Annotated in this window: 22 protein-coding genes; 17 read left to right on the top strand and 5 right to left on the bottom strand. The window is 62.4% G+C overall.

Annotated elements, in window-relative coordinates; all coding sequences use genetic code 11:
• Positions 1–223: 223 nt before the first annotated feature.
• Both AC3WJP_RS07680 and AC3WJP_RS07685 read right to left on the bottom strand, forming a co-directional pair.
• Positions 224–634: a PA2817 family protein gene (locus AC3WJP_RS07680; RefSeq protein ID WP_493720885.1), complete on the bottom strand. Its 411-nt coding sequence runs from the start codon at positions 632–634 to the stop codon at positions 224–226.
• Positions 635–694: 60 nt separating this feature from the next.
• The gene (locus tag AC3WJP_RS07685; RefSeq protein ID WP_493720886.1) at positions 695–3,154 is read right to left on the bottom strand and encodes an acyl-CoA dehydrogenase; all 2,460 of its coding nucleotides are present in this window, start codon (positions 3,152–3,154) and stop codon (positions 695–697) included.
• A gap of 230 nt (positions 3,155–3,384) precedes the next feature.
• On the opposite strand from AC3WJP_RS07685, the gene AC3WJP_RS07690 reads away from it, so the two are divergent.
• From AC3WJP_RS07690 to AC3WJP_RS07700, 3 genes are all read left to right on the top strand, one after another.
• On the top strand, positions 3,385–4,008 hold the full coding sequence (locus AC3WJP_RS07690) for a glutathione S-transferase family protein (RefSeq protein ID WP_493720887.1): 624 nt from the start codon (positions 3,385–3,387) through the stop codon (positions 4,006–4,008).
• 183 nt (positions 4,009–4,191) lie between these two features.
• On the top strand, positions 4,192–5,124 hold the full coding sequence (locus tag AC3WJP_RS07695; protein WP_493720888.1) for an ABC transporter ATP-binding protein: 933 nt from the start codon (positions 4,192–4,194) through the stop codon (positions 5,122–5,124).
• Entirely contained in the window at positions 5,121–5,900 is a 780-nt protein-coding gene (locus AC3WJP_RS07700) for an ABC transporter permease (protein WP_493720889.1), read from the top strand. The genes AC3WJP_RS07695 and AC3WJP_RS07700 overlap by 4 nt, the downstream gene beginning before the upstream one ends.
• A gap of 37 nt (positions 5,901–5,937) precedes the next feature.
• Here the strand turns inward: AC3WJP_RS07700 and AC3WJP_RS07705 are convergent, their stop codons facing one another.
• On the bottom strand, positions 5,938–6,450 hold the full coding sequence (locus AC3WJP_RS07705) for a DUF2062 domain-containing protein (RefSeq protein ID WP_493720890.1): 513 nt from the start codon (positions 6,448–6,450) through the stop codon (positions 5,938–5,940).
• A 154-nt stretch (positions 6,451–6,604) separates the two neighbouring features.
• Between AC3WJP_RS07705 and AC3WJP_RS07710 the strand changes: the two genes are divergently transcribed.
• The 9 genes from AC3WJP_RS07710 (at position 6,605) to AC3WJP_RS07750 (ending at position 14,156) form a co-directional block, all read left to right on the top strand.
• Complete coding sequence (locus tag AC3WJP_RS07710) at positions 6,605–8,833, top strand: DNA internalization-related competence protein ComEC/Rec2 (protein WP_493720891.1); 2,229 nt, start codon at positions 6,605–6,607, stop codon at positions 8,831–8,833.
• 81 nt (positions 8,834–8,914) lie between these two features.
• Entirely contained in the window at positions 8,915–9,538 is a 624-nt protein-coding gene (locus tag AC3WJP_RS07715; RefSeq protein WP_493720892.1) for a MotA/TolQ/ExbB proton channel family protein, read from the top strand.
• Complete coding sequence (locus AC3WJP_RS07720) at positions 9,535–9,960, top strand: ExbD/TolR family protein (protein ID WP_493720893.1); 426 nt, start codon at positions 9,535–9,537, stop codon at positions 9,958–9,960. The genes AC3WJP_RS07715 and AC3WJP_RS07720 overlap by 4 nt, the downstream gene beginning before the upstream one ends.
• Positions 9,960–10,970 carry a tetraacyldisaccharide 4'-kinase gene (lpxK, locus tag AC3WJP_RS07725; protein ID WP_493720894.1) on the top strand — a complete coding sequence of 337 codons (1,011 nt, stop codon included), beginning with the start codon at positions 9,960–9,962 and terminating at the stop codon, positions 10,968–10,970. Before AC3WJP_RS07720 ends, lpxK begins: the two co-directional genes overlap by 1 nt.
• Before the next feature lie 34 nt (positions 10,971–11,004).
• On the top strand, positions 11,005–11,190 hold the full coding sequence (locus AC3WJP_RS07730; protein ID WP_226503365.1) for a Trm112 family protein: 186 nt from the start codon (positions 11,005–11,007) through the stop codon (positions 11,188–11,190).
• Entirely contained in the window at positions 11,187–11,951 is a 765-nt protein-coding gene (kdsB, locus tag AC3WJP_RS07735) for a 3-deoxy-manno-octulosonate cytidylyltransferase (RefSeq protein ID WP_493720895.1), read from the top strand. The genes AC3WJP_RS07730 and kdsB overlap by 4 nt, the downstream gene beginning before the upstream one ends.
• Positions 11,951–12,415, top strand: coding sequence for a low molecular weight protein-tyrosine-phosphatase (locus AC3WJP_RS07740; RefSeq protein WP_493720896.1), 465 nt, complete (start codon positions 11,951–11,953; stop codon positions 12,413–12,415). Before kdsB ends, AC3WJP_RS07740 begins: the two co-directional genes overlap by 1 nt.
• Entirely contained in the window at positions 12,412–13,428 is a 1,017-nt protein-coding gene (gene murB, locus AC3WJP_RS07745) for a UDP-N-acetylmuramate dehydrogenase (protein ID WP_493720897.1), read from the top strand. Before AC3WJP_RS07740 ends, murB begins: the two co-directional genes overlap by 4 nt.
• Before the next feature lie 146 nt (positions 13,429–13,574).
• Complete coding sequence (locus AC3WJP_RS07750; protein ID WP_493720898.1) at positions 13,575–14,156, top strand: nucleotidyltransferase family protein; 582 nt, start codon at positions 13,575–13,577, stop codon at positions 14,154–14,156.
• 62 nt (positions 14,157–14,218) lie between these two features.
• Here the strand turns inward: AC3WJP_RS07750 and rne are convergent, their stop codons facing one another.
• On the bottom strand, positions 14,219–17,575 hold the full coding sequence (gene rne / locus AC3WJP_RS07755) for a ribonuclease E (RefSeq protein ID WP_493720899.1): 3,357 nt from the start codon (positions 17,573–17,575) through the stop codon (positions 14,219–14,221).
• Positions 17,576–18,323: 748 nt separating this feature from the next.
• Here rne and rluC point away from each other — a divergent pair.
• The 3 genes from rluC to AC3WJP_RS07770 all read left to right on the top strand — a co-directional run bounded on the left by rluC (position 18,324) and on the right by AC3WJP_RS07770 (position 21,014).
• A complete protein-coding gene (gene rluC, locus AC3WJP_RS07760; protein WP_493720900.1) occupies positions 18,324–19,280 on the top strand; it encodes a 23S rRNA pseudouridine(955/2504/2580) synthase RluC in 957 nt (318 codons plus the stop codon).
• The gene (locus tag AC3WJP_RS07765; RefSeq protein ID WP_493720901.1) at positions 19,270–19,929 is read left to right on the top strand and encodes an HAD-IA family hydrolase; all 660 of its coding nucleotides are present in this window, start codon (positions 19,270–19,272) and stop codon (positions 19,927–19,929) included. Before rluC ends, AC3WJP_RS07765 begins: the two co-directional genes overlap by 11 nt.
• A gap of 77 nt (positions 19,930–20,006) precedes the next feature.
• Positions 20,007–21,014 (top strand): S49 family peptidase, encoded by a 1,008-nt coding sequence (locus AC3WJP_RS07770; protein ID WP_493720902.1) that lies wholly within the window; start codon positions 20,007–20,009, stop codon positions 21,012–21,014.
• Between the two features lie 102 nt (positions 21,015–21,116).
• Here the strand turns inward: AC3WJP_RS07770 and AC3WJP_RS07775 are convergent, their stop codons facing one another.
• Positions 21,117–21,695 carry a Maf family protein gene (locus AC3WJP_RS07775; RefSeq protein ID WP_493720903.1) on the bottom strand — a complete coding sequence of 193 codons (579 nt, stop codon included), beginning with the start codon at positions 21,693–21,695 and terminating at the stop codon, positions 21,117–21,119.
• Between the two features lie 95 nt (positions 21,696–21,790).
• Here AC3WJP_RS07775 and AC3WJP_RS07780 point away from each other — a divergent pair, with 95 nt between their 5' ends.
• Positions 21,791–22,318 (top strand): YceD family protein, encoded by a 528-nt coding sequence (locus AC3WJP_RS07780; protein WP_311969165.1) that lies wholly within the window; start codon positions 21,791–21,793, stop codon positions 22,316–22,318.
• Between the two features lie 13 nt (positions 22,319–22,331).
• Positions 22,332–22,514 carry a 50S ribosomal protein L32 gene (rpmF, locus tag AC3WJP_RS07785; protein WP_003179396.1) on the top strand — a complete coding sequence of 61 codons (183 nt, stop codon included), beginning with the start codon at positions 22,332–22,334 and terminating at the stop codon, positions 22,512–22,514.
• The last annotated feature ends 3 nt before the right edge of the window (positions 22,515–22,517 follow it).

The raw sequence follows: 22,517 nt of genomic DNA on the forward strand, positions 1-22,517 counted from the left end.
GAATAGCTCAGTTGGTAGAGCACGACCTTGCCAAGGTCGGGGTCGCGAGTTCGAGTCTCGTTTCCCGCTCCATATTTGATGAAAGCGCCGCTCAGAGATGAGCGGCGTTTTTGTTTGTGCTTGAAAAATATTGACTGAATCATAAAAAACGCCGCTGAAGTCAGCGGCGTTTTTTTATACCAGAGTCAAGCTATGCGCCGGTATGCGGTCACCTGGCGGCGATTCAGTGCTTGCTACCATCCATAGACATCGCCAACAACTGCTTCTCCTGATTCCAATCAAACGGCTCATCATCCTGCTCAGCCTCATAGCGGCGCTCTTCCAACGCCTGATACAAGGCAATTTCCTCATCCGGCATGTAATGCAGGCAGTCCCCGGCAAAGAACCACAGCAAGTCCCGCGGAATAAGATGAGCAATCTGCGGATAACGCTGAATCACCTGACAGATCAGATCCTGACCCAGATACTGGCTCTCGATCGGGTCTATCGGCAGCAGGGCACGGAGTTCGTCATAGCGTTCGAGGAACAGCGCATGGCTTTCTTCCGGCACCTGATCCGCTTCACCCAGGGCTACCAGAATGGTACGCAGATGGTCCAGAAGCACCAGGTGGTGTTCGATGATTTGGGTCGCCATGGTGGGGTCCTCTTGAGCAAAACGGGCGCGGGAGTATAAGTCTCCCTGCGCCCGCTGTCGTCAGCGAATCCGCCCATCGGTGGGTAGAAGCTCGTCTTTGCTGAAGTCGTCGACATCGATGACCTTGCGCCGCGCGGCTTCAGCCTGGCGCAATGTCTGAGCTTCAGCAGCCTGCAGAACCCCAGCTTCCAGGGCCACGTCGATGAGCGATTGTCCCGGTACCGGCTTGAGCTGGCCAGCTTTGGCGGCCTGATGCAGCTTCTTGTGCAGGGGCAGGGCGGTATTCAGTTGAGTCACTGCATCGTGTAAGGCACCTACTGCATCTTGTGGGTCTTGCGGTTGATAGCAGCCTGTCAGCAGTTCCTGCAGGGTTGCATCGCCTGGAGCACGGCCCAGCACTTGCGCGACGTCCGCATCCATTCTATCGGTAGGGCCGGTATGCCGACGGCCGAACGGGAAGACGATACGGCGCAATAGCCAACCCAGCACCGGGCTCGGGAAGTTGCGCATCAATTGCTCGAGGGCGTGCTCGGCTTTGCCCAGACTTTCGGCCATCGCCCAGCGCAGCAGCGGTTCCATGTGCTCAGGGGAGCCAAGATCGTGGTAGCGCTTGAGCGCTGCGGAGCCCAGATAGAGATAGCTGAGCACATCGCCCAGGCGGGCCGACAGGCGTTCTCGGCGTTTCAGTTCGCCGCCGAGCAGCATCATGCTCAAGTCGGCAAGCATGGCAAAGGCGGCGGCCTGGCGGTCGAGGGCACGGAAGTAGTCTTGGCTGATGGCATTGCCTGGGCGACGTTCGAAATGCCCAAGGCCGAGATTCAGGGCGATGGTACTCCCGGCATTGCTGAGCGCGAAGCCGATATGCTTGAGCAATAACTGGTCGAACTCGACCAGCGCCTGGCCTTGGTCGGGCCGCGACGCGAGGGCCATTTCCTTGAGCACGAAAGGATGACAGCGAATAGCTCCCTGGCCGAAGATCATCAGGTTGCGCGAAAGGATGTTGGCCCCTTCGACGGTGATGAAGATCGGCGCGCCCTGCCAGTTGCGGCCAAGGTAGTTGTTGGGCCCCATGATGATGCCCTTGCCACCGTGCACGTCCATGGCGTGGGTGATGCACTCGCGGCCACGTTCTGTCAGGTGGTACTTGAGGATGGCCGATAATACAGACGGCTTCTCGCCCAGATCGACCGCGTTGGCGGTGAGCATTCTGGCGCTATCCATGAGCCAGGCGTTGCCGCCGATGCGGGCTAGCGATTCCTGAATACCTTCGAAGGCCGCTAGCGGCACATTGAATTGTTCGCGTACCCGGGCGTATTGGCCAGTTACCAGACTGGTGTACTTGGCGGCACCGGTGCCTACGGCGGGCAGGGAAATGGAGCGGCCCACCGACAGACAGTTCATCAGCATCATCCAGCCTTTGCCGAGCATGTCTTGCCCGCCAATCAGGTATTCCAGCGGAATGAATACGTCCTTGCCGGAGTTGGGACCGTTCATGAACGCCGCACCCAGCGGCAAGTGTCGACGGCCGATCTCGACGCCTGGTGTGTCGGTGGGGATCAGTGCGAGGCTGATGCCTAGATCCTCCCGCTCACCCAATAGGTGCTCAGGGTCGTAAGCCTTGAACGCCAGGCCGAGCAGGGTGGCGACCGGGCCGAGGGTGATGTAGCGCTTCTCCCAGTTCAGGCGCAGGCCTATCACCTCTGCGCCTTGCCATTGGCCTTTGCAGATCACGCCGGTGTCCGGCATGGCCCCGGCGTCGGAGCCTGCCAGCGGCCCGGTGAGCGCGAAACAGGGGATCTCGTCGCCGCGTGCGAGCCGTGGCAGGTAATGGTTACGTTGCTCGTCGGTGCCGTAGTGCAGCAATAGTTCGGCCGGGCCGAGGGAGTTTGGCACCATCACCGTGGAAGCGAGGTCGCCGCTCCGGGTGGCGAGTTTCATCGCCACTTGTGAGTGGGCATAGGCCGAAAAGCCTTTGCCGCCAAACTCCTTGGGGATGATCAGGGCAAAAAAACCGTTGGATTTGATGTGCGCCCACGCCTCGGGGGGCAGGTCCATGTCCTGGCCGATCTGCCAGTCGCTGACCATGGCGCAGAGCTCTTCTGTCGGGCCGTCGATAAAGGCTTGTTCTTCCTCGGTCAGTTGCACTTTGGGGTAGCTGAGCAGCTGATGCCAGTCCGGCCGGCCGCTGAACAACTCGCCGTCCCACCACACGGTGCCGGCGTCGATCGCCTCGCGCTCGGTGACCGACATCGGCGGCAGCGTCTTGCGAAACCAGGCGAACAGGCGGGCGCTGAAGAGTTTGCGGCGCAGGTCAGGTAGCAACACGAATGCCGCTGCAGCAATCAGCAGAATCCATAGCACTGCCAATACCACCGCACGGATGGCGCTGTGACCATGGGTGAAGATTCCCATGGCGATGAGATAGACCGCGACGATGCCCAGTGCGGGCACCACGTCGACCCGCCGATGGGCCAGCCAGGCAAGGCCGATGACCAGTACGACCAACCACAACAGCAGCATATGCATTCCTCCGTGACGACAGGTATGGCGACAGTGTAGTGACCCTGGGGGTTTCGGGGAGTTCGAGTGTTTCGGGATTTGTCCTGGCTTCTGCAGTCCGGTGCTGACTGCGGGCCAATGCACCGCACCCCGGAATTTCAGCCTGGTCCCTGGATGAAATTCGCCCGCCCAACGTATTCTCTGAACCCCGCCCGAGTACACTGGTCGGATAATTTCACAAGGAGAAAAGCATGCTCAAGGTCTGGGGACGCGCCAATTCCAGCAATGTTCGCAAGGTGCTGTGGTGCGCAGAGGAGTTGGGGCTGGCCTACGAGCGGGTCGATGCCGGAGGCACCTTCGGGGTGGTCAACGAGGCCTATTACCGAGCCATGAACCCGAACGGCCGGGTGCCGGTGATCGAGGACGATGGCTTCGTACTGTGGGAATCCAATGCCATCGTGCGTTATCTGGTGAATCGCGATGGAATGGGCAGCTCATTGCTGCCCGCCGATATTCGTCAGCGCGCCAGCGCCGATCGCTGGATGGACTGGATGACTTCCTCACTCGCTGCGCCGTTTCGCGACGTGTTCTGGGGTGTGTTGCGCACGCCACCGGCCGAGCAGAACTGGGCAGCGATCAATGCCGCGCAGGACGTCTGCACGGAGTTGCTGGCCATGGCCGATCAGGCCCTGGCGACGCAGCCATACCTGTCGGGCAGCGAGTTCGGCATGGGCGACATCCCGCTCGGGAGCTTTGCCTACGCCTGGTTCGAAATGCCCATCGAGCGTAAGCCCATGCCTCACCTCGAAGCCTGGTACGCACGGCTCAAGACCCGCCCGGCTTACCGTTCAGCGGTGATGACCGCGTTGACCTGATAGCTACTATTAACCGGCGTCACTGTACTTGTGGCGTCGGGCGCGTCAGCATTGTCTCATTCAGCAACATCTATCGGACGCAACGCGTCGCCCGGTCCACAAGAAACGTTTTTCACGGCGGTTGTATCGCTAGCGCGCAGCCCCTTGTCATTCTTCCGTATCAATAGGGTGCAAATACTTTCTATGAGTTCTGCTCTGTCCATCCGGCAGCTTACCAAGACCTACGGCAATGGTTTTCAGGCCCTCAACGGCATTGACCTCGATGTAGCCGAAGGTGACTTTTTCGCACTGCTCGGCCCTAACGGCGCCGGCAAATCGACCACCATCGGCATCCTCTCTACCCTGGTCAACAAGACCAGCGGCAGCGTCAGCGTCTTTGGCCACGACCTGGACAAACAACCGGCGGCGCTCAAGCGCTCCATCGGCGTGGTGCCCCAGGAGTTCAACTTCAACCAGTTCGAGAAGACCTTCGATATCGTCGTGACCCAGGCCGGTTACTACGGTATCCCTGCGAAAGTCGCCAAGGAGCGCGCGGAGCAGTACCTCAACCAGTTGGGCTTGTGGGACAAGCGCGATGTGCCTTCGCGGTCGCTGTCTGGCGGCATGAAGCGCCGTTTGATGATCGCCCGGGCGCTGATCCATGAGCCACGGCTGCTGATTCTCGATGAGCCCACCGCGGGCGTGGATATCGAATTGCGTCGCTCGATGTGGACCTTTCTGACCGAACTCAATCAGAAAGGCATCACGATCATCCTGACCACCCACTACCTCGAAGAAGCAGAGCAGCTGTGCCGCAACATCGGCATCATCGATCACGGCACCATCGTCGAGAACACCAGCATGCGCAATCTGCTGGGCAAATTGCATGTCGAGACCTTTTTGCTCGATCTGCGCCAGGACCTGACGGCTGCCCCACAACTGCAAGGCTATCCGTGCAAGTTGCTGGACCCGCATACGCTGGAAGTGCAGGTGGACAAGACCGTCGGCATCACCGCGCTGTTCACCCAGCTGGCCGTGCAGAACATCGAGGTCGCGAGCTTGCGCAACAAAACCAATCGCCTGGAAGAACTGTTCGTCTCCCTGGTGGAAAAAAATCTGGCGAAGGTAGCGATATGAGTTCGGAATTCTCGGCCAACTGGGTCGCGCTCAATACCATTGTTTATCGTGAAGTCCGGCGTTTCATGCGGATCTGGCCGCAGACGCTGCTGCCTCCGGCGATCACTATGGTGCTGTACTTCGTCATTTTCGGTAACTTGATTGGTCGCCAGATTGGCGACATGAATGGCTTTACCTACATGGAATACATCGTGCCGGGGCTGATCATGATGTCGGTGATCACCAACTCCTACGGCAACGTTGTCTCGAGTTTCTTCGGCAGCAAGTTCCAGCGCTCCATTGAGGAATTGATGGTGTCGCCGGTGTCGCCGCACACGATTCTGGTGGGTTATGCCCTGGGCGGGATATTGCGTGGCCTGATCGTCGGCATCATCGTGACCTTGCTGTCGTTGTTCTTTACTCATCTGCAGGTCCACCACCTGGGGGTCACCTTGTTGGTGGTGATTCTGACGGCGACGATCTTTTCGTTGCTGGGTTTCGTCAACGCCGTGTACGCGCGCAATTTCGATGACATCTCTATCATTCCGACCTTCGTGCTGACGCCGTTGACCTACCTGGGCGGGGTGTTCTATTCGATTACCTTGCTGCCGCCGATCTGGCAGACGATCTCCCTGGCCAATCCGGTATTGCACATGGTCAACGCCTTTCGCTACGGCATCCTCGGTGTCTCGGATATCAAGATCAGCAGCGCGCTGACCTTCATGCTAGTGGCCACGGTAGTACTGTATTTTGGCTGCGTGCGCCTGTTGGTCAGTGGCCGTGGCATGCGTACCTGAACCCTGCGCCCCTCCGAAGCGGGGGGGCATGCTTGCGCTAGCCACGCCCCTGACGTCGTCGCCACTGTCGCCCCACCCACCACCGCCAATACCCCTGCGTCACACCATATCCCAACGCCCCCATCAGTAATGCAGTCAAGACCGAGCCCAGCAGGAACGGCTGCCACATGCTGCTGAACTGACTGCCGATCCATTCCAGCGTCATGCTGTCAGGCAACTGGCGGGGCGGCGTATCCAGCAACCACGCCCCGAGTTTGTAGGTGCAGTAGAACACTGGCGGCATGGTCAACGGGTTGGTGATCCAGACCAGGCCGGCGGCGATCGGCAGGTGCGCGCGGGCCATGATTGCCAAGCACGCGGCGAGCAGCATTTGCATGGGGATGGGGATGAATGCTGCAAACAGCCCGACGCCCATGGCGCGAGAAACCGATCGACGGTTGAGCTGCCAGAGATTCTGGTCGTAAAGCAGGCACCCCAGAAAGCGCAGCGATCGATGCTCGCGGATACTGGCGGGGTCCGGCATGTAGCGTTTCAGCAACTCGCGGGGCATGGCGCTAGCCTGAAGAGAGTGACGAGTCGCGCAGTATGCCCAAGATCGGCGTGCGGGGCGGGTCAGACTTTGTGACAAATCTTGAGGCGCGAGTGGTGAGCCATTGGCCTAGGCTGCCCGTTGTTTTCAACACCGCGACTCGAGGTTCAAGCTTATGCGCCCAAGGATGGTCGCACTGGCGGCGGGATTGCTGGCGATTCGCTGGCTACCGGCGCTGCCGTCGGTCTGGATGGTCATCGGTATCGCGCTGTTGGGCGTGGTACTTGTCTGCCGCCGCGGGCATTGGCTGGGCTTCACGCTTGTGGGCTTCGCGTGGGCCTGCACATCGGCGCAATGGGCGCTGGATGATCGATTATCGCCGGCACTCGATGGTCGTACGCTCTGGGTCGAGGGCAGGGTCGCCGGACTGCCCAGTAGCCAGAACGGTACGGTGCGTTTCCAGCTGGAGCAGCTCCAGTCGCGGCGCGAGGCACTGCCCGCCACGCTGAGGGTCAGCTGGCATAACGGTCCGCCGGTCATGAGTGGCGAGCGCTGGCGGCTGGCGATCAAACTCAAGCGCCCGCGTGGGCTGATCAACCCGGGTGGCAACGACTTCGAGGCCTGGTTGCTCGCGCGACGCATCGGCGCGTTGGGCAGCGTCAAGGATGGCGAGCGGCTGGCACCGGCCACGGGTGCCTGGCGCGATGCGGTACGTCAGCGTCTGCTGGCCGTGGATGCGCAGGGCAGGGAGGGTAGCCTGGCGGCCCTGGTGCTGGGTGACGATTCGGGTGTGCCGCGTGATGACTGGCAGATCCTGCAGGACACCGGCACCGTGCACCTGCTGGTGATTTCCGGCCAGCACGTTGGCTTGCTGGCGGGGCTGGTGTATGGGCTGATCAGCGTGCTGGCGCGGCTCGGGCTGTGGCCGCCACGATTGCCCTGGTTGCCTTGCGCCTGTCTGCTGGCCTTCGCCGCGGCGTTGAGCTACGGGCTGCTGGCCGGGTTTCAGGTCCCTGTACGACGGGCGTGCACCATGATCGGCATGGTGCTGTTGTGGCGCTGGCGCTTTCGGCATCTGGGGCTGGGGGTGCCGTTGCTGGTGGCGGTCAATGGGGTACTGGTAGTCGAGCCATTGGCCAGCCTGCAGCCGGGCTTCTGGTTATCGTTCACGGCGGTGGCGATACTGATGCTGGTGTTTTCCGCACGCCTGGGGGGCTGGCCCTGGTGGCAGACCTGGACCCGAGCTCAGTGGATGATCGCCATCGGCTTGCTCCCGGCACTGTTGATCCTCGGCCTGCCGGTCAGCCTCAGTGGCCCGCTGGCCAACCTGCTGGCGGTGCCGTGGGTCAGCCTGTTGGTGCTGCCGCTGGCCTTGCTGGGCACCGTGTTGCTGCCTGTCCCTGCGCTGGCCGAGCCGATACTGTGGCTGGCCGGGGGGCTGCTCGATGGCTTGTTTCGGTGGCTGGCCTGGATGGCGAATTGGCTGCCGGCCTGGCAGCCGCTACTGATTTCGGGTTGGCACTGGCTGCTGGTGTGCCTGGGCGCGTTGATGGTGTTGTTGCCCAGCGGTGTGCCGTTGCGGCCCATGGGCTTGCCGCTGTTGCTGCTGGCGCTATGGCCGGCGCCGGAGCGTATCGCCCATGGGCGCGCGCAAGTCTGGCAACTCGATGTCGGTCAGGGCCTGGCCGTGCTGGTTCGCACGCGCGAGCACACCTTGCTGTACGACACCGGGCCGCGCCTGGGGGAAATGGATGCAGGCGAGCGAGTGGTGCTGCCCACCCTGCGCAAGTTGGGTGTCGAGCGGCTCGACAAGATGCTCATCAGCCACGCTCATCTCGATCATTCCGGCGGTGCCGCCAGCCTGCGTCGCAGCTTGCCGGTGGGCACGGTGATCGCGGGCGAAGCGGACAAAATGGCGGGCGCGCAGGCCTGTATCTCCGGCCAGCAATGGCAGTGGGACGGTGTCCATTTCAGCCTGTGGCGCTGGCCAGGGGCGCGGGAGAGCAATCCGTCCTCCTGCGTGCTGCTGATAGAGGCCAACGGTGAGCGGTTATTGCTCAGCGGCGATATCGATGCCGCCGCCGAGCGCGAGTTGCTGCGCTCGCTTCCGAACTTGCAGGCGCATTGGCTGCAGGCGCCCCATCATGGCAGCCGCACGTCATCGTCGCTGGCACTCCTGCAGGCCTTGCGGTTGCGCGGGGTGCTGATCCCTCGCGGCTACGGCAACTCCTTCGGGCATCCGCACCGAGAAGTCCTCGCGCGTTATGCCGCACTGGGGCTTGAAGTCCATGACACGGCCCTGGACGGCGCCATTCATCTGCCGTTGGGGAGCTTCGAGGGCGCCCGCGGCTGGCGCGAGAATCGCCGATTCTGGCGCTCGCCAAGTGGCGCGAGGGACGAGTGATGGGGGGATGGCGATGTGCCGGTCTTCGACCCCGCAACCCCCTATGGTAGAGTGGCGGACTTTTTCGAGGGGGTGGTTACTGTGTGGGAATTGGTCAAGTCCGGTGGCTGGATGATGCTGCCGATTATTCTGAGCTCGATCGTCGCCCTGGCTATCACCGCTGAACGCCTCTGGACCTTGCGCGCCAGCCGCGTGGCTCCGGCCCATCTGGTCGGCCAGGTATGGCGCTGGATGAAAGACAAGCAACTCAATAAGGACAAGCTTAAGGAGCTGCGCGAAGATTCGCCCCTGGGTGAGATCCTCGCCGCCGGCCTGGCCAACTCCCGGCATGGTCGCGAAATCATGAAGGAGAGCATCGAAGAAGCCGCTTCGCGGGTCATTCACGAGCTGGAGCGCTACATCAGTACCCTGGGGACCATCGCGGCCATGGCGCCTCTGCTCGGCCTGCTGGGCACGGTACTGGGCATGATCGATATCTTCAGCTCGTTCATGGGCACCAACATGGCGACCAACCCGGCGGTCATGGCCGGAGGTATCTCCAAGGCGCTGGTGACCACTGCGTCGGGCCTGATCGTGGCCATTCCGGCATTGTTCTTTCACCGCCTGCTGCAACGGCGCATCGACGATCTGGTGGTCGGCATGGAGCAGGAAGCGATCAAGCTGGTCGAGGTGGTGCAAGGCGAGCGTAGCGAGGACGACGCGTGAAATTCCGCCGCCGCTCCCGCGAGAACATCGAGCTCAACCTGATCTCATTGATCGACGTGGTGTTCGTGTTGCTGCTGTTTTTCGTGGTGACCACCACCTTCACACGGGAAACTCAACTGCGCGTCGATCTGCCCGAGGCGGTCACCGGTGCGCCGGCGGACAACGCCAGCAAGCGCCTGGACATCGCCATCAGCGCCGACGGCATCTACTCGCTGAACAACCAGCTGTTGCCCAAGAGCGACCTCTCCACCCTGATGAATGCGTTGCAGAAAGAGTCCGATGGCGACACCGCACTGCCGCTGTCCATCAGTGCCGACGGCAAGACCCCGCATCAGGCGGTCATCACCGCCATGGATGCCGCGGGCAAGCTGGGTTTCAGCCACCTGAGCATGACCACCGTCGAGGCGCAGAGCGCGCCCTGATGGCCTTTTCTGATCGTTTGTTGCGCGCCTGGTACGAGGGGCATCCTGGCCTGGCGTTGCTGCGGCCGCTGGAATGCCTTTATCGGCACATTGCCGGTCGCAAGCGCGAGCGCTTTCTCAGCGGCCAGAGCCCTTCCTACAAGGCGCCGGTACCGGTGCTGGTGGTGGGCAATATCACCGTCGGCGGCACCGGCAAGACCCCATTGATCCTGTGGCTGATCGAGCATTGCCGCCAGCGTGGCCTGCGCGTCGGCGTGGTCAGTCGCGGCTATGGCGCCAAGCCGCCGCAGCTGCCTTGGCGAGTGCGCGCCGATCACAGTGCCGAGCACAGCGGCGATGAGCCGTTGCTGATCGTGCAACGCAGCGGCGTACCGCTGGTGATCGATCCGGATCGCAGTGCGGCGGTGCGCGCCTTGCTGGACGCCGAGCCCCTGGACTTGATCCTCTGCGACGACGGCCTGCAACATTACCGCCTGGCCCGCGACCTGGAGCTGGTGCTGATCGACAACGCCCGCGGCCTCGGCAACGGCCACTGTTTGCCGGCCGGCCCGTTGCGCGAACCTCGCGAGCGCCTGGGCAGCGTCGACGCCGTGCTTTACAACGGTGCGGCGGCCGATCGCGATGGCGGCTATGCCTTCACCTTGCAGCCCACGGCCCTGGTGCATGTGGCCAGCGGCCAGCGCCAGCCGCTCGGTTATTTTCCCCCTGGCCAGGCAGTGCACGCCGTGGCGGGCATCGGCAATCCGCAACGTTTCTTCAATACCCTGGAAGCGCTACACTGGCGCCCATTGGCACACGCCTTCGCCGACCACGCGGTGTTCAGCGAGCGGGCCCTGACGTTCGAGCCCGCGCTGCCACTGGTAATGACGGAAAAGGACGCGGTCAAGTGCCGTGCCTTCGCTGCTCAGGACTGGTGGTACCTGGCGGTGGACGCGGTGCCGTCGCCGGCCTTCGTCACCTGGTTCGACCAGCAACTGTCGCGCCTCTGTGCCCCCCTTACACCGCCCTGATTCCGGGCTGCGGCCCACCTGCAAGGATTTCCCCATGGACACCAAACTGCTCGATATCCTGGCTTGCCCCATCACCAAAGGCCCGCTGAAACTCAGCGCCGACAAGACCGAGTTGATCAGCAAAGGCGCCGGCCTCGCCTATCCGATTCGCGACGGCATCGCCGTGATGCTGGAGACCGAAGCCCGTACCCTGACCGATGACGAGCGTCTGGACAAATGACCGCAGCCTTCACCGTCGTCATTCCGGCCCGTTTCGCTTCCAGCCGCCTGCCTGGCAAACCGCTGCAGAGCATCGCCGGCAAGCCCATGGTCCAGTGGGTCTGGGAGCAGGCGCGCAAGAGCAGTGCCGAGCGTGTGGTCATTGCTACCGATGACGCGCGCATCTTCGAGGTATGCCAGGGTTTCGGCGCCGAAGTGCTGATGACCCGTATCGACCACAACTCCGGCACCGATCGCCTGGCTGAAGTGGCCTTGGCTCTGGGGCTGGCCGCCGATGCCATCGTGGTCAACGTGCAAGGCGACGAGCCGCTGATTCCTCCGGCGGTGATCGATCAGGTGGCGCGCAATCTGGCGGCGCATCCGGAAGCCGGGATTGCCACTCTGGCCGAGCCCATCGAGCATATCGACAGCTTGTTCAATCCGAACGTGGTCAAGGTCGCCGCCGATATCAATGGCCTGGCGTTGACGTTCAGCCGTGCGCCGTTGCCTTGGGCGCGCGATGCCCTGGCACGCAATCGCGACGAACTGCCCGCCGGCGTACCCTATCGCCGCCACATCGGCATCTACGCCTACCGCGCCGGCTTTTTGCAGGATTTCGTGACCTGGGGTCCGTGCTGGCTCGAAAACACCGAAAACCTGGAGCAACTGCGCGCGCTCTGGCACGGCATCCGCATTCATGTGGCCGACGCTCTTGAAGCACCGCCCACCGGCGTCGATACCCCTGAAGACCTGGAGCGCGTAAGGCGCTTGCTGGAGGCGTGATGCGGGTTTTGTTCGTGTGCCTGGGCAACATCTGCCGTTCGCCCACAGCCGAGGGCGTGCTGCGTCATCAATTGCAGGCGGCGGGCCTCGACCGGCGTGTCGAGGTGGCCTCGGCGGGCACCGGTGACTGGCATGTCGGCAAGCCGCCGGATCGGCGCGCGCAGCAGGCTGCGGCCGGCCGTGGCTATGATCTGTCGGCCCTGCGTGGCCAGCAGGTCAGCGTCGATGACTTTCATGAGTACGACCTGATTCTTGCCATGGACGAGAGCAACCTGAGCAACCTCAAGCGCCTGCAACCGGTCGGCGGCAAGGCTGAGGTGGATCTGTTCCTGCGTCGCTACCAGGCAGCGGTGGATGAAGTCCCGGATCCGTATTACGGCGGCGATGACGGCTTCGACCAAGTGCTGGATCTGATCGAGCACGGCTGCCGTGGGCTGGTGCGCGAACTGCAGGGCCGGTCATGACCCTGCAGATACGCAGCAACCTTTCCCTCAAGCCTTACAACAGCTTTGGCATCGACGTGACGGCCGAGCAGTTCGTCGATGTGCACGACGATGCGCAGATACGCGAGGCCTTGCAGTACGCCGAAGCGCGGCAGATGCCATTGCTGGTGATCGGCGGTGGCAGTAATCTGCTGCTGACTCGTGATCGCGAAGGCCTGGTGATGCGCATGGCCAGCCGTGGCGTGCGGATCGTCAGCGAAAGGGCGGGGCAGGTAGTGATTGAAGCGGAGGCGGGCGAGCCCTGGCATCCGTTCGTCGTCCATTGCCTCGAGCTGGGTCTGTGCGGGCTGGAAAACCTCAGCCTCATACCGGGCACCGTCGGCGCCGCGCCGATGCAGAACATCGGTGCCTATGGGGTCGAGATCAAGGACGTGTTCCACAGCCTTACCGCGCTGGACCGGCAAACCGGCGAGGTGCGCGATTTTCTCGGTCATGAGTGCGCGTTCGGCTATCGCGACAGCCTGTTCAAGCAGAACCCCGGGCGCTGGTTGATCCTGCGGGTGCGTTTTGTCCTCAGTCGGGAGGCCACATTGCATCTGGACTATGGCCCGGTACGCCAGCGCTTGCAGGCGCAAGGCATCAGCGAGCCGACGGCAATGGACGTCAGTCAGGCGATCTGCAGCATTCGTCTGGAAAAATTGCCGGACCCTGCCGAACTGGGCAATGCCGGCAGCTTCTTCAAGAATCCGGTGATTCCCGCCGCCCAGGCTGCCGCATTGAAGCTCGAGTATCCCGGGCTGGTGGCGTATCCCCAGGGCGATGAGGTCAAGCTGGCGGCCGGTTGGCTGATCGAGCAGGCTGGGTGGAAAGGCTTTCGTGAGGGCGATGCTGGCGTTCACCGTCTGCAGGCCTTGGTGCTGGTCAACTATGGCAGCGCGACCGGCCAACAGTTGCAGGCGCTGGCGTTACGTATCCAGGCGGACATCGCCGAGCGTTTCGGTGTGGAGTTGGAGATGGAGCCTAATCTGTATTGAATGTGGGTGAGGCTGCTGGCGCTTTCGCGAGCAAGCTTTGCTCTCACAGCCGATGCAATGCCGTACACCTGTAGGAGCAGGGCTTGCCCGCGAAGAGGGCCGCCCGGATACCCGATAGTCCACTGACACCGCACAAGGTCATCGCCATGTCCAACCCCGTCGCTATCATCCTCGCCGCCGGGCAGGGCAGTCGCTTCCGCGCCGTGGCAGGGGCTGCTCAGGACAAGCTCCTGGCGCCGTGCCGCGGCTTGAACGGCGATGAGCGTCCGGTCCTCGAACATGTCCTCATGAATCTAAGCGATCGCGTAACTCGTCGCCTAGTCATCACCCGTCCCCAAAACAGTGCTGTCATCGCCCTGGCTGGCGCCTACGGTTGTGAGGTGTTGTTGCTGGATTCGACCGGCATGGGCGACAGTGTAGCGGCCGCTGTGGCAGCCAGTGCCGAGGCGTCAGGATGGTTGATGGTATTGGGCGACATGCCGTTCATCGCGGGCGCGACCATTGATGCGGTCATCGACGCCATGACCGATGAGCGTATCGCGGTGGCGACGGGAACAAGCGGCTATGGGCACCCCGTCGGCTTTGGTCGTGAGTTTGGTGCTGCACTGTCAGGGCTCGAGGGTGACCAGGGGGCTCGCAGGCTGTTCGCTCCCGACCGTGTGACTGAAGTAGCGGTCACGGACCCTGGCATCTATCGCGACATCGATATTCCCGCCAATCTCCTTTAACCAGCCGCAATAAAAAACCCCCGCTACCTTTCGATAGCGGGGGTTTTCAGTTGCCGCTGAAATCAGCCGAACGGTTTAGGTTCTTGGCTTTCTTCGGCGTGGACCTTGGCAGCGTTGAACGACACTGCCTGCTCGGCTTCCTTGGCAGCGGCTGCGGCCAGTTCAGCTTCGCGCTTGCGGCGACGTACTTCACGCGGGTCGTTCGGGGCGCGACCGTTGCTTGGCAGCTCGACGACCGGTGTCGGTGCAGGCACTTGCGGCTCTACCACCACAGGTTCGGCAGCCGGTGCAGCTGGCTCTGCTGCTTCAGGCGCCGCAGCGTGAGCCACAGGTTCGGCTTCGACGAAGGTGGCTGGCTCGCTCACCACTGGCGCTTCGACGACGGGCTCGCTGGCGTGCACTTCGACCGCCGGCGCTTCGACCACAGGCTCTTGCACCTGAGGTGCAAAGCTGACTTCGGACACAGGCTCGACCACCACTGGCTCGGCCGCTGGGGCTTCGACGGTTTCGGTCACAGGCGCTGCGTACGACTCGCGGGCAGGGGCATCGGCGGCAGGGGCTTCGACCACCGGCTCTGGCGCTTGAACCGGGGCAGGTTCAAAGGCCGGAGCGGCTTCGAAGGCCGGAGCAGCATCAGCCAATGGCTCGGCTTCTACTGGAGCCGGGGTTTCGACCACCGGTGCTTGCTCGGCCACTGGCTCGAAAGCGGCCTGAGGCTGGGCAGTCACTGGTTGGGCTTCTGGCTGAACATCGGCCACTGGTGCGAAGGCAAAGGATTCCTGCACTTCGGTGGTCGGGGTCACGACGATTTCCGGCGCGGCCAGTTCGGTGCTTTCCAGCGTCGAAGCGGTAGCGCGTTCGGCTTGCTGATGGGCCTCGGCTTCGGCGTTGGCGCTGATGACGCCTTCAGCGACCACGACGGCAGCAGCGGTACCGGCAGCGACTGCCGCAACATTGTTGCCTTCGCCTTCCTGACCTTCTTCGGAGCCTTCAGAGCCTTCGATCACATCGCCGTTGGCATCACGTTGACGCTCGCGACGGTTGCTGCGGCGACGCTGACCACGGGAGCGGCGACGAGGACGCTCGCCATCGGTGCCTTCCTGAGTATCGTCCTGCAACAACTCTTCGTTCGGCAGTGCCTCTTCACCAGTGGCCTCGGCTGCCAGCTCGGCGCGTGGTTGACGCTCTTCGCGAGGCGCGCGCGGGGCGCGTTCTTCACGAGGCGCACGCTCTTCGCGCGGTTCCCGTGGCGCACGTTCTTCACGTGGCTCGCGTGGTGCACGCTCTTCACGAGGCGCTCGCTCCTCACGCGGGGCACGCTCTTCGCGCGGTGCGCGCTCGGGACGTTCTTCGCCCAAGGCGGCTGGCTCGGCATCCAGTGGCTCGCGCAGTACGCGGACCGGGCGATCTTCACGCGGACGACGTTCTTCACGCGGAGCGCGTGGCTGGCGTGGTGCGCGTTCTTCGCGAGCGGCCGGAGCGTCTTCACGCGGGGCCCGGTCTTCGCGAGGCGCACGCTCTTCACGCGGGGCGCGATCCTCACGTGGCGCACGCTCTTCGCGCGGTTTACGTTCTTCATCACGACGGCCGTTGCGGCTGCGGCTCTGCTGGCGACCGTTACGGCGCTCGTCATTGCGGGCAGGGCGCGGCGCTGGCGCGGCGACAGGCTTCTCAGCCACGACCGGTGCAGCCGGCTCTTCCTTGGTGGCGAACAGGCTGACCAGCGATTTCACCAGGCCTTTGAACAGGCTAGGCTCGGCGACCACCGGAGCAGGGGCAGCGACGACTGGCGCGGCTTCTTCGGCCGGAACCGGTGCGTTGGCACGGGCCGGAGCCGTCTTGACCGCGGCTTCCTGGCGAACCAAGGTGCGAGTCGACGCCGGTGCGGCCGGGGCTTCTTCGACTTCGGCGGCAGCGATTTCGTAGCTGGACTGGTTGTTCAGCGCTTCCGGGCTGTCGTCACGCAGGCGCTGCACTTCGAAGTGCGGCGTCTCGAGGTGATCGTTCGGCAGGATGATGATGCGCGCACGGGTGCGCATTTCGATCTTGGTGATCGAGTTGCGTTTTTCGTTGAGCAGAAACGCGGCGACCGGGATCGGCACCTGGGCACGTACTTCGGCGGTACGGTCCTTCAGGGCTTCTTCTTCGATCAGGCGCAGGATCGCCAGCGACAGCGATTCGACGTCGCGAATGATGCCGGTACCGTTGCAACGCGGGCAGACGATGCCGCTGCTTTCACCCAGCGATGGGCGCAGGCGCTGACGGGACATTTCCAGCAGGCCGAAGCGCGAGATGCGTCCGACCTGGACGCGGGCGCGGTCGGCTTCGAGGCTTTCGCGGACCTTTTCTTCCACGGCGCGCTGGTTCTTGGCCGGGGTCATGTCGATGAAGTCGATGACGATCAGGCCGCCGATGTCGCGCAGGCGCAACTGACGGGCGATTTCTTCGGCGGCTTCAAGGTTGGTCTGCAGGGCGGTTTCTTCGATGTCGCTGCCTTTGGTGGCGCGCGCCGAGTTGATGTCGATGGACACCAGGGCTTCGGTCGGATCGATGACGATGGAGCCACCGGAAGGCAGTTCGACGACACGCTGGAAGGCGGTCTCGATCTGGCTTTCGATCTGGAAACGGTTGAACAGCGGCACGCTGTCTTCGTACAGCTTGATCTTGCTGGCGTACTGCGGCATCACCTGGCGGATGAAGGTCAGGGCTTCGTCCTGGGCTTCGACGCTGTCGATCAGCACTTCGCCGATGTCCTGGCGCAGGTAATCGCGGATGGCGCGGATGATGACGTTGCTTTCCTGGTAGATCAGGAACGGCGCGGAGCGATCCAGCGAGGCTTCCTTGATTGCGGTCCAGAGTTGCAGCAGGTAGTCGAGATCCCACTGCATTTCTTCGCTGCTGCGGCCAAGGCCGGCGGTGCGCACGATCAGGCCCATGTCGGCAGGAGCGACCAGGCCGTTCAGTGCTTCACGCAGTTCGTTGCGTTCTTCACCTTCGATGCGACGGGAGATACCGCCGGCACGGGGATTGTTAGGCATCAGCACCAGGTAGCGACCGGCCAGGCTGATGAAGGTGGTCAGGGCAGCGCCTTTGTTGCCGCGCTCTTCTTTCTCGACCTGAACAATGACTTCCTGGCCTTCGCTCAGGACTTCCTTGATGTTCACACGGCCTTCGGGCGCCTTCTTGAAATACTCGCGAGAGATTTCCTTGAGGGGCAGGAAGCCGTGGCGCTCGGAGCCGAAGTCGACGAAAGCGGCTTCAAGGCTAGGTTCGATGCGAGTGATGCGGCCCTTGTAGATGTTGGCCTTTTTCTGCTCGCGGGCGCCGGATTCGATATCCAGGTCGTAGAGGCGCTGGCCGTCTACGAGGGCAACACGCAACTCTTCGGGTTGAGTCGCGTTAATCAGCATTCTTTTCATGTAGTACCGTCGGTTTCCGGGCTGCCGGAAACGGCGTTCGGCACACACGACTTCTCACGGTCGGTGTCAGGTGCGTCAGGAGCGTTGGCCACTCCAGTGTCAGGCAGGCCTGGCCGGTACTGAGGGTCCAGTGGGGCCAGGGGGTGCGACGACGCGTCCTGCTTGCTGTGGTGTCAAAAGCACTCAGTCAGGAGGAGGAATCAACTTCTGGCCGTGGATACCCGCAGGCATCTTGATCAAGACCCGGGTCAATGAGGGAGGGCCTTTGGCCACTCCCGGCAGGGACGCGGTGCTACACGGTCCGAACGTTGTGCATCTCCACCCTACACGTATCCCTGATAATTCGGGTGCTGCCGCGCGCTGAATCCGCAACGGGTTGGCTTTTATCGCCAGCTCTTGTCGGGAGCTGACGCATCATGGCTAAGGCTCTGTTTCCGAAACATTCACCTGGATCGGGTGCTACGCCGGCGCGGGAGATCTGGCGTCGGAAAATTTCGATGAAATGCGTGCAACCTGCACTGCTTTTTTCACCTCTTTTCGGACTTCTCCCGGGTGCGCTACTGGCGATTGCTAAACACCCGTAAACAAGCGAAAGCCCCGTCGGACGGCCTCGCGTCCTCGATAACTGCGTGGGTAAGGGGCAATCAAATGTCGCCTATCCACTTCCCAGCCGCTTTAGGCGGCGTTCGCGACTATAGCAGCATTGATTAAGTGCTTCAATTGCCTAAAAAATTGCTATCATTCGCAAATGACGACTACAACTCCCCCAACCTCCGGCGTCCAGCTGATCGAGGTTGCACCGGAATATGCCGGCCAACGCATCGACAATTACCTCATCACTGCGCTCAAGGGCGTCCCCAAGACCCTGGTCTACCGGATCCTGCGCAAGGGCGAAGTGCGCGTCAACAAAGGGCGTATCAAGCCCGAGTACAAGTTGCAGGCGGGCGATATCGTGCGCGTGCCACCGGTCCGATTGCCCGAGCGTGACGAGCCGGTACCCGTGGCTCAGGGGCTGCTGCAGCGCCTCGAAGCGGCCATCGTCTACGAAGACAAGGCCCTGATCGTGCTCAACAAGCCGGCCGGGATTGCCGTGCACGGTGGCAGCGGCTTGAACTTCGGGGTCATCGAAGCGTTTCGGCAGATGCGGCCGGATGCCAAGGAGCTGGAGTTGGTGCATCGCCTCGACCGCGATACCTCCGGCCTGCTGATGATCGCCAAGAAGCGCAGCATGTTGCGCCATCTGCATGCCGCCTTGCGTGGCGATGGCGTCGACAAGCGCTATATGGCGTTGGTGCGGGGCAACTGGCCGACCGCGCAGAAATCCGTCAACGCGCCGCTGCTCAAGAGCAATCTGCGCTCCGGCGAGCGCATGGTCGAGGTCAACCCTGAGGGCAAAGAGGCCTTGACGATGTTCAAGGTGCTGCGCCGATTCGGCGACTTCGCCACCATCGTCGAGGCCCGGCCGATCACCGGTCGCACCCACCAGATTCGCGTGCACACCCTGCACGCCGGGCATTGCATCGCCGGGGACAGCAAGTACGGCGAAGAAGGCTTCAGTCGTGAAATCCGCGAGCTGGGCGGCAAGCGCCTGTTCCTGCATGCCTACGCCCTGACCGTGCCGCTGCCCGATGGTGGCGAGCTGAAATTGCAGGCCCCGGTGGATGACGTCTGGGCCAAGACCGTGGACCGCTTGAGTGCCGAGTAAGTACCAGCTGTTGATCTTCGATTGGGATGGCACGTTGGCCGATTCCATTGGCCGTATCGTCGAGGCGATGAACCTGTCCGCGGTGGCCTGTGGCTATCCCGAGCGGGATGCGGTGGCGGTCAAGGCCATTATCGGTCTGTCGTTGTCCGAGGCCATCAGCGTGCTGTATCCGGCGCTGGATGCTGGGCAGGTCGCGGCCTTTCGTGAGCAATACGCGGATGTCTACAAGGCCCTGGACGAGCAGCCGTCGCCATTGTTTCCAGCGGTTCGCGAGTCGCTGCAAGCTTTTCGCCAGCAGGGCTACAAGCTCGCGGTGGCCACCGGCAAGGCCCGCCGCGGCCTGGATCGGGTGTTGCAGTCCAATGGTTGGAGCGAATTTTTCGACATTACCCGCGCTGCCGATGAAACCCAAGGCAAGCCACATCCTCTGATGCTCGAAGAGATTCTCGCCCACTGCCAGGTCAGTGCCGATCAGGCGTTGATGATCGGCGACTCGGCCTTCGACCTGCAAATGGCCCGCAACGCCGGCATGGACTCGGTGGCCGTCGGCTATGGCGCCTTGCCGCTGTCGGCCTTGCGCGAATTCGAGCCGACCCTGAGCATCGAGCATTTCGCTCAGCTGGGGCAATGGCTCGATAATCCGCAATAGGGCAATCCTTCCCATTGCAACGCGCAAGGGTGTTGCGCAGTATCCGTGTTCCCGAAGACTGCTGGAGTAGTTGATAGATGTCAGACGAATGGAAGGCGCCCGACGCCGACGAGCAGTCGCCGCAAAGCGAGCGCCGTGAAAACGACCGTAGCTGGAAGCTGTTGGAAAAGACCTTGCTGGCCAGCGTTCAGGAGCAGCGGCGCGCAAGGCGTTGGGGAATTTTCTTCAAGTTCCTGACGTTCGCTTATCTGCTCGGTGTGCTGGCGATGTTCACGCCGCTGTTCAGTGGCATGGAAAAGTCCGCGGGCAAGGGTGATCGTTACACGGCTGTCATCGATGTGCGTGGCGTGATCGCCGACAAGGAAGCGGCCAGCGCCGACAACCTGGTCGGTGCCCTGCGCGCGGCGTTCGATGACCCCAAGGTCAAGGGTGTGATCCTGCGCATCAACAGCCCGGGCGGCAGCCCGGTGCAGGCCGGCTACGTCTATGACGAGATTCGTCGTCTGCGCGGCTTGCATCCGCAGGTCAAGGTCTATGCAGTGATCGCAGACCTGGGCGCATCGGGTGCGTACTACATCGCCAGCGCGGCCGACGAGATCTATGCCGACAAGGCCAGTCTGGTGGGCTCCATCGGTGTGACGGCGGCGGGCTACGGCTTTGTCGGCACCATGGAAAAGCTCGGTGTGGAACGCCGCCCTTACACCTCGGGTGCGCACAAGTCGTTCCTTGACCCGTTCCAGCCGCAGAAGCCTGACGAGACGCAGTTCTGGCAGGGTGTGCTCGACACCACCCACAACCAGTTCATCGCCATGGTCAAGCAAGGGCGCGGCGATCGCCTGAAGGACAAGGACAACCCGGACCTGTTCTCCGGGTTGATCTGGTCGGGCGAGCAGGCGCTGAAGCTGGGCTTGATCGACGGTTTGGGCAGCAGCAGTTCGGTGGCGCGGGATGTCATCGGCGAGAAGGACATGGTCGATTTCACCGTTGAAGAGTCGGCCTTCGATCGCTTCTCCAAGAAGCTCGGCACCAGCGTGGCCGATCGTGTGGCGATGTACATGGGCTTCAATGGCCCGTCGTTGCGTTAATACCTGTAGCGAGGGGGCTCGCCCCCGAAAATTCGTCCGGGCTCAGCAGTTATGTGAGGCTGGCATTTTCGGGGGCAAGCCCCCCCGCTACAGGTGGTGGCCTCAGGGCACCTGCACGCCTTCCTTGAGCAGCATATCCACCAACCTGATCAGCGGCAGCCCGACCAGGCTGGTCGCATCGTCGCCGTGGGTGCTGCGGAACAGGCTCACGCCCAGGCCCTCCGCTTTGAAGCTGCCCGCGCAGTCGTAAGGCTGCTCGGCGTGCAAATAACGCTCGATGCGCGGCAGGTCCAGTTCACGCATCTGCACCGTGAAGGGCACCACGTCGACCTGGCATTCGCCGCTGTGGCTGTTGAGCAGTGCCAGGCCAGTCAGAAAGGTCACGCTGGTGCCGCTGGCGGCCAGCAATTGCTCGCAAGCCTTGTCGAAGCCGTGGGGCTTGCCCAGAATCTGCTCGCCCAGCACCGCGACTTGATCGGAGCCTATTATCAGGTGGCCAGGATAGGCCGCCGCCAACGCCTCGGCCTTGAGCCTCGCCAAGCGCCGCACCAGGTCGCTGGCGTTCTCGTCGGGCAGGCGGCTTTCGTCGATATCCGGCGAGGCGCAAACGAACGGCAGGCGCAGCCGCGAGAGCAATTCGCGACGATAAGGTGAGCTGGAAGCGAGTAATAAAGGCAGCATGCGCGGCTCCTGACGATGAGCGGTCATTCTAGCATGCAGCCTTGGGCTGAATTTCCTTTGACAGGTGAGGGGGGCATCCCTAGAATGCTGCGCCTATGTTGAATGACCCGATTCCACCTCACGTTGACCCGCGCAAATTGGCAGATCGTGGCACCACCCTCCAAGGTGAATTGCTGCTGGCCGATTTGGAGAGACTCTGCGACCCGCTTTCCGACAATGTCGGTACGGTGCAGGCTAAATTCGTTTTTGAACGAGATGAACGTAAAGCCGTGGTCATCCACAGCTTTATCGACACCGAAGTCAAAATGGTTTGCCAGCGTTGTCTTGAGCTGGTCACCCTGCCGATCCATAGCGAATGCAGTTACGCTGTGGTGAAGGAGGGTGCGAATACCCAGTCGTTGCCGTCAGGCTATGACGTGCTGGAACTGGGCGAAGATCCTTTGGATCTGCAGGCATTGATCGAGGAGGAGCTTCTGCTCGCCTTGCCCATTGTGCCTGCTCATCATCCGGAAGAATGCCAGCAGCCGGCGGGAGCAGATGAGCCCGAGCCGAGCGAGGACGAGGTAACGCGGTCCAACCCGTTCAGTGTATTGGCGCAGTTAAAGCGTGACCCAAACGTTTAGGAGTTAATCAATTATGGCTGTTCAGCAGAACAAAAAATCCCGCTCTGCCCGCGACATGCGCCGTTCCCACGACGCTCTCGAGGCTAGCACTCTGTCTGTAGAAAAAACCACCGGTGAAGTTCACCTGCGTCACCACGTATCGCCAGAAGGCGTATACCGTGGCCGTAAAGTGATCGACAAGGGCGCTGACGAGTAATTA

The organism is Pseudomonas sp. GW821-FHT01A09 (assembly GCF_058986725.1).

Excerpts from the sequence above, each read along its gene's own strand:
- AC3WJP_RS07680 (WP_493720885.1), bottom strand. The coding sequence starts at position 634 with ATGGCGACCCAAATCATCGAACACCACCTGGTGCTTCTGGACCATCTG.
- AC3WJP_RS07685 (WP_493720886.1), bottom strand. The coding sequence starts at position 3,154 with ATGCTGCTGTTGTGGTTGGTCGTACTGGTCATCGGCCTTGCCTGGCTG.
- AC3WJP_RS07690 (WP_493720887.1), top strand. The coding sequence starts at position 3,385 with ATGCTCAAGGTCTGGGGACGCGCCAATTCCAGCAATGTTCGCAAGGTG.
- AC3WJP_RS07695 (WP_493720888.1), top strand. The coding sequence starts at position 4,192 with ATGAGTTCTGCTCTGTCCATCCGGCAGCTTACCAAGACCTACGGCAAT.
- AC3WJP_RS07700 (WP_493720889.1), top strand. The coding sequence starts at position 5,121 with ATGAGTTCGGAATTCTCGGCCAACTGGGTCGCGCTCAATACCATTGTT.
- AC3WJP_RS07705 (WP_493720890.1), bottom strand. The coding sequence starts at position 6,450 with ATGCCCCGCGAGTTGCTGAAACGCTACATGCCGGACCCCGCCAGTATC.
- AC3WJP_RS07710 (WP_493720891.1), top strand. The coding sequence starts at position 6,605 with ATGCGCCCAAGGATGGTCGCACTGGCGGCGGGATTGCTGGCGATTCGC.
- lpxK (WP_493720894.1), top strand. The coding sequence starts at position 9,960 with ATGGCCTTTTCTGATCGTTTGTTGCGCGCCTGGTACGAGGGGCATCCT.
- AC3WJP_RS07730 (WP_226503365.1), top strand. The coding sequence starts at position 11,005 with ATGGACACCAAACTGCTCGATATCCTGGCTTGCCCCATCACCAAAGGC.
- kdsB (WP_493720895.1), top strand. The coding sequence starts at position 11,187 with ATGACCGCAGCCTTCACCGTCGTCATTCCGGCCCGTTTCGCTTCCAGC.
- AC3WJP_RS07740 (WP_493720896.1), top strand. The coding sequence starts at position 11,951 with ATGCGGGTTTTGTTCGTGTGCCTGGGCAACATCTGCCGTTCGCCCACA.
- murB (WP_493720897.1), top strand. The coding sequence starts at position 12,412 with ATGACCCTGCAGATACGCAGCAACCTTTCCCTCAAGCCTTACAACAGC.
- AC3WJP_RS07750 (WP_493720898.1), top strand. The coding sequence starts at position 13,575 with ATGTCCAACCCCGTCGCTATCATCCTCGCCGCCGGGCAGGGCAGTCGC.
- rne (WP_493720899.1), bottom strand. The coding sequence starts at position 17,575 with ATGAAAAGAATGCTGATTAACGCGACTCAACCCGAAGAGTTGCGTGTT.
- rluC (WP_493720900.1), top strand. The coding sequence starts at position 18,324 with ATGACGACTACAACTCCCCCAACCTCCGGCGTCCAGCTGATCGAGGTT.
- AC3WJP_RS07770 (WP_493720902.1), top strand. The coding sequence starts at position 20,007 with ATGTCAGACGAATGGAAGGCGCCCGACGCCGACGAGCAGTCGCCGCAA.
- AC3WJP_RS07775 (WP_493720903.1), bottom strand. The coding sequence starts at position 21,695 with ATGCTGCCTTTATTACTCGCTTCCAGCTCACCTTATCGTCGCGAATTG.
- AC3WJP_RS07780 (WP_311969165.1), top strand. The coding sequence starts at position 21,791 with ATGTTGAATGACCCGATTCCACCTCACGTTGACCCGCGCAAATTGGCA.
- rpmF (WP_003179396.1), top strand. The coding sequence starts at position 22,332 with ATGGCTGTTCAGCAGAACAAAAAATCCCGCTCTGCCCGCGACATGCGC.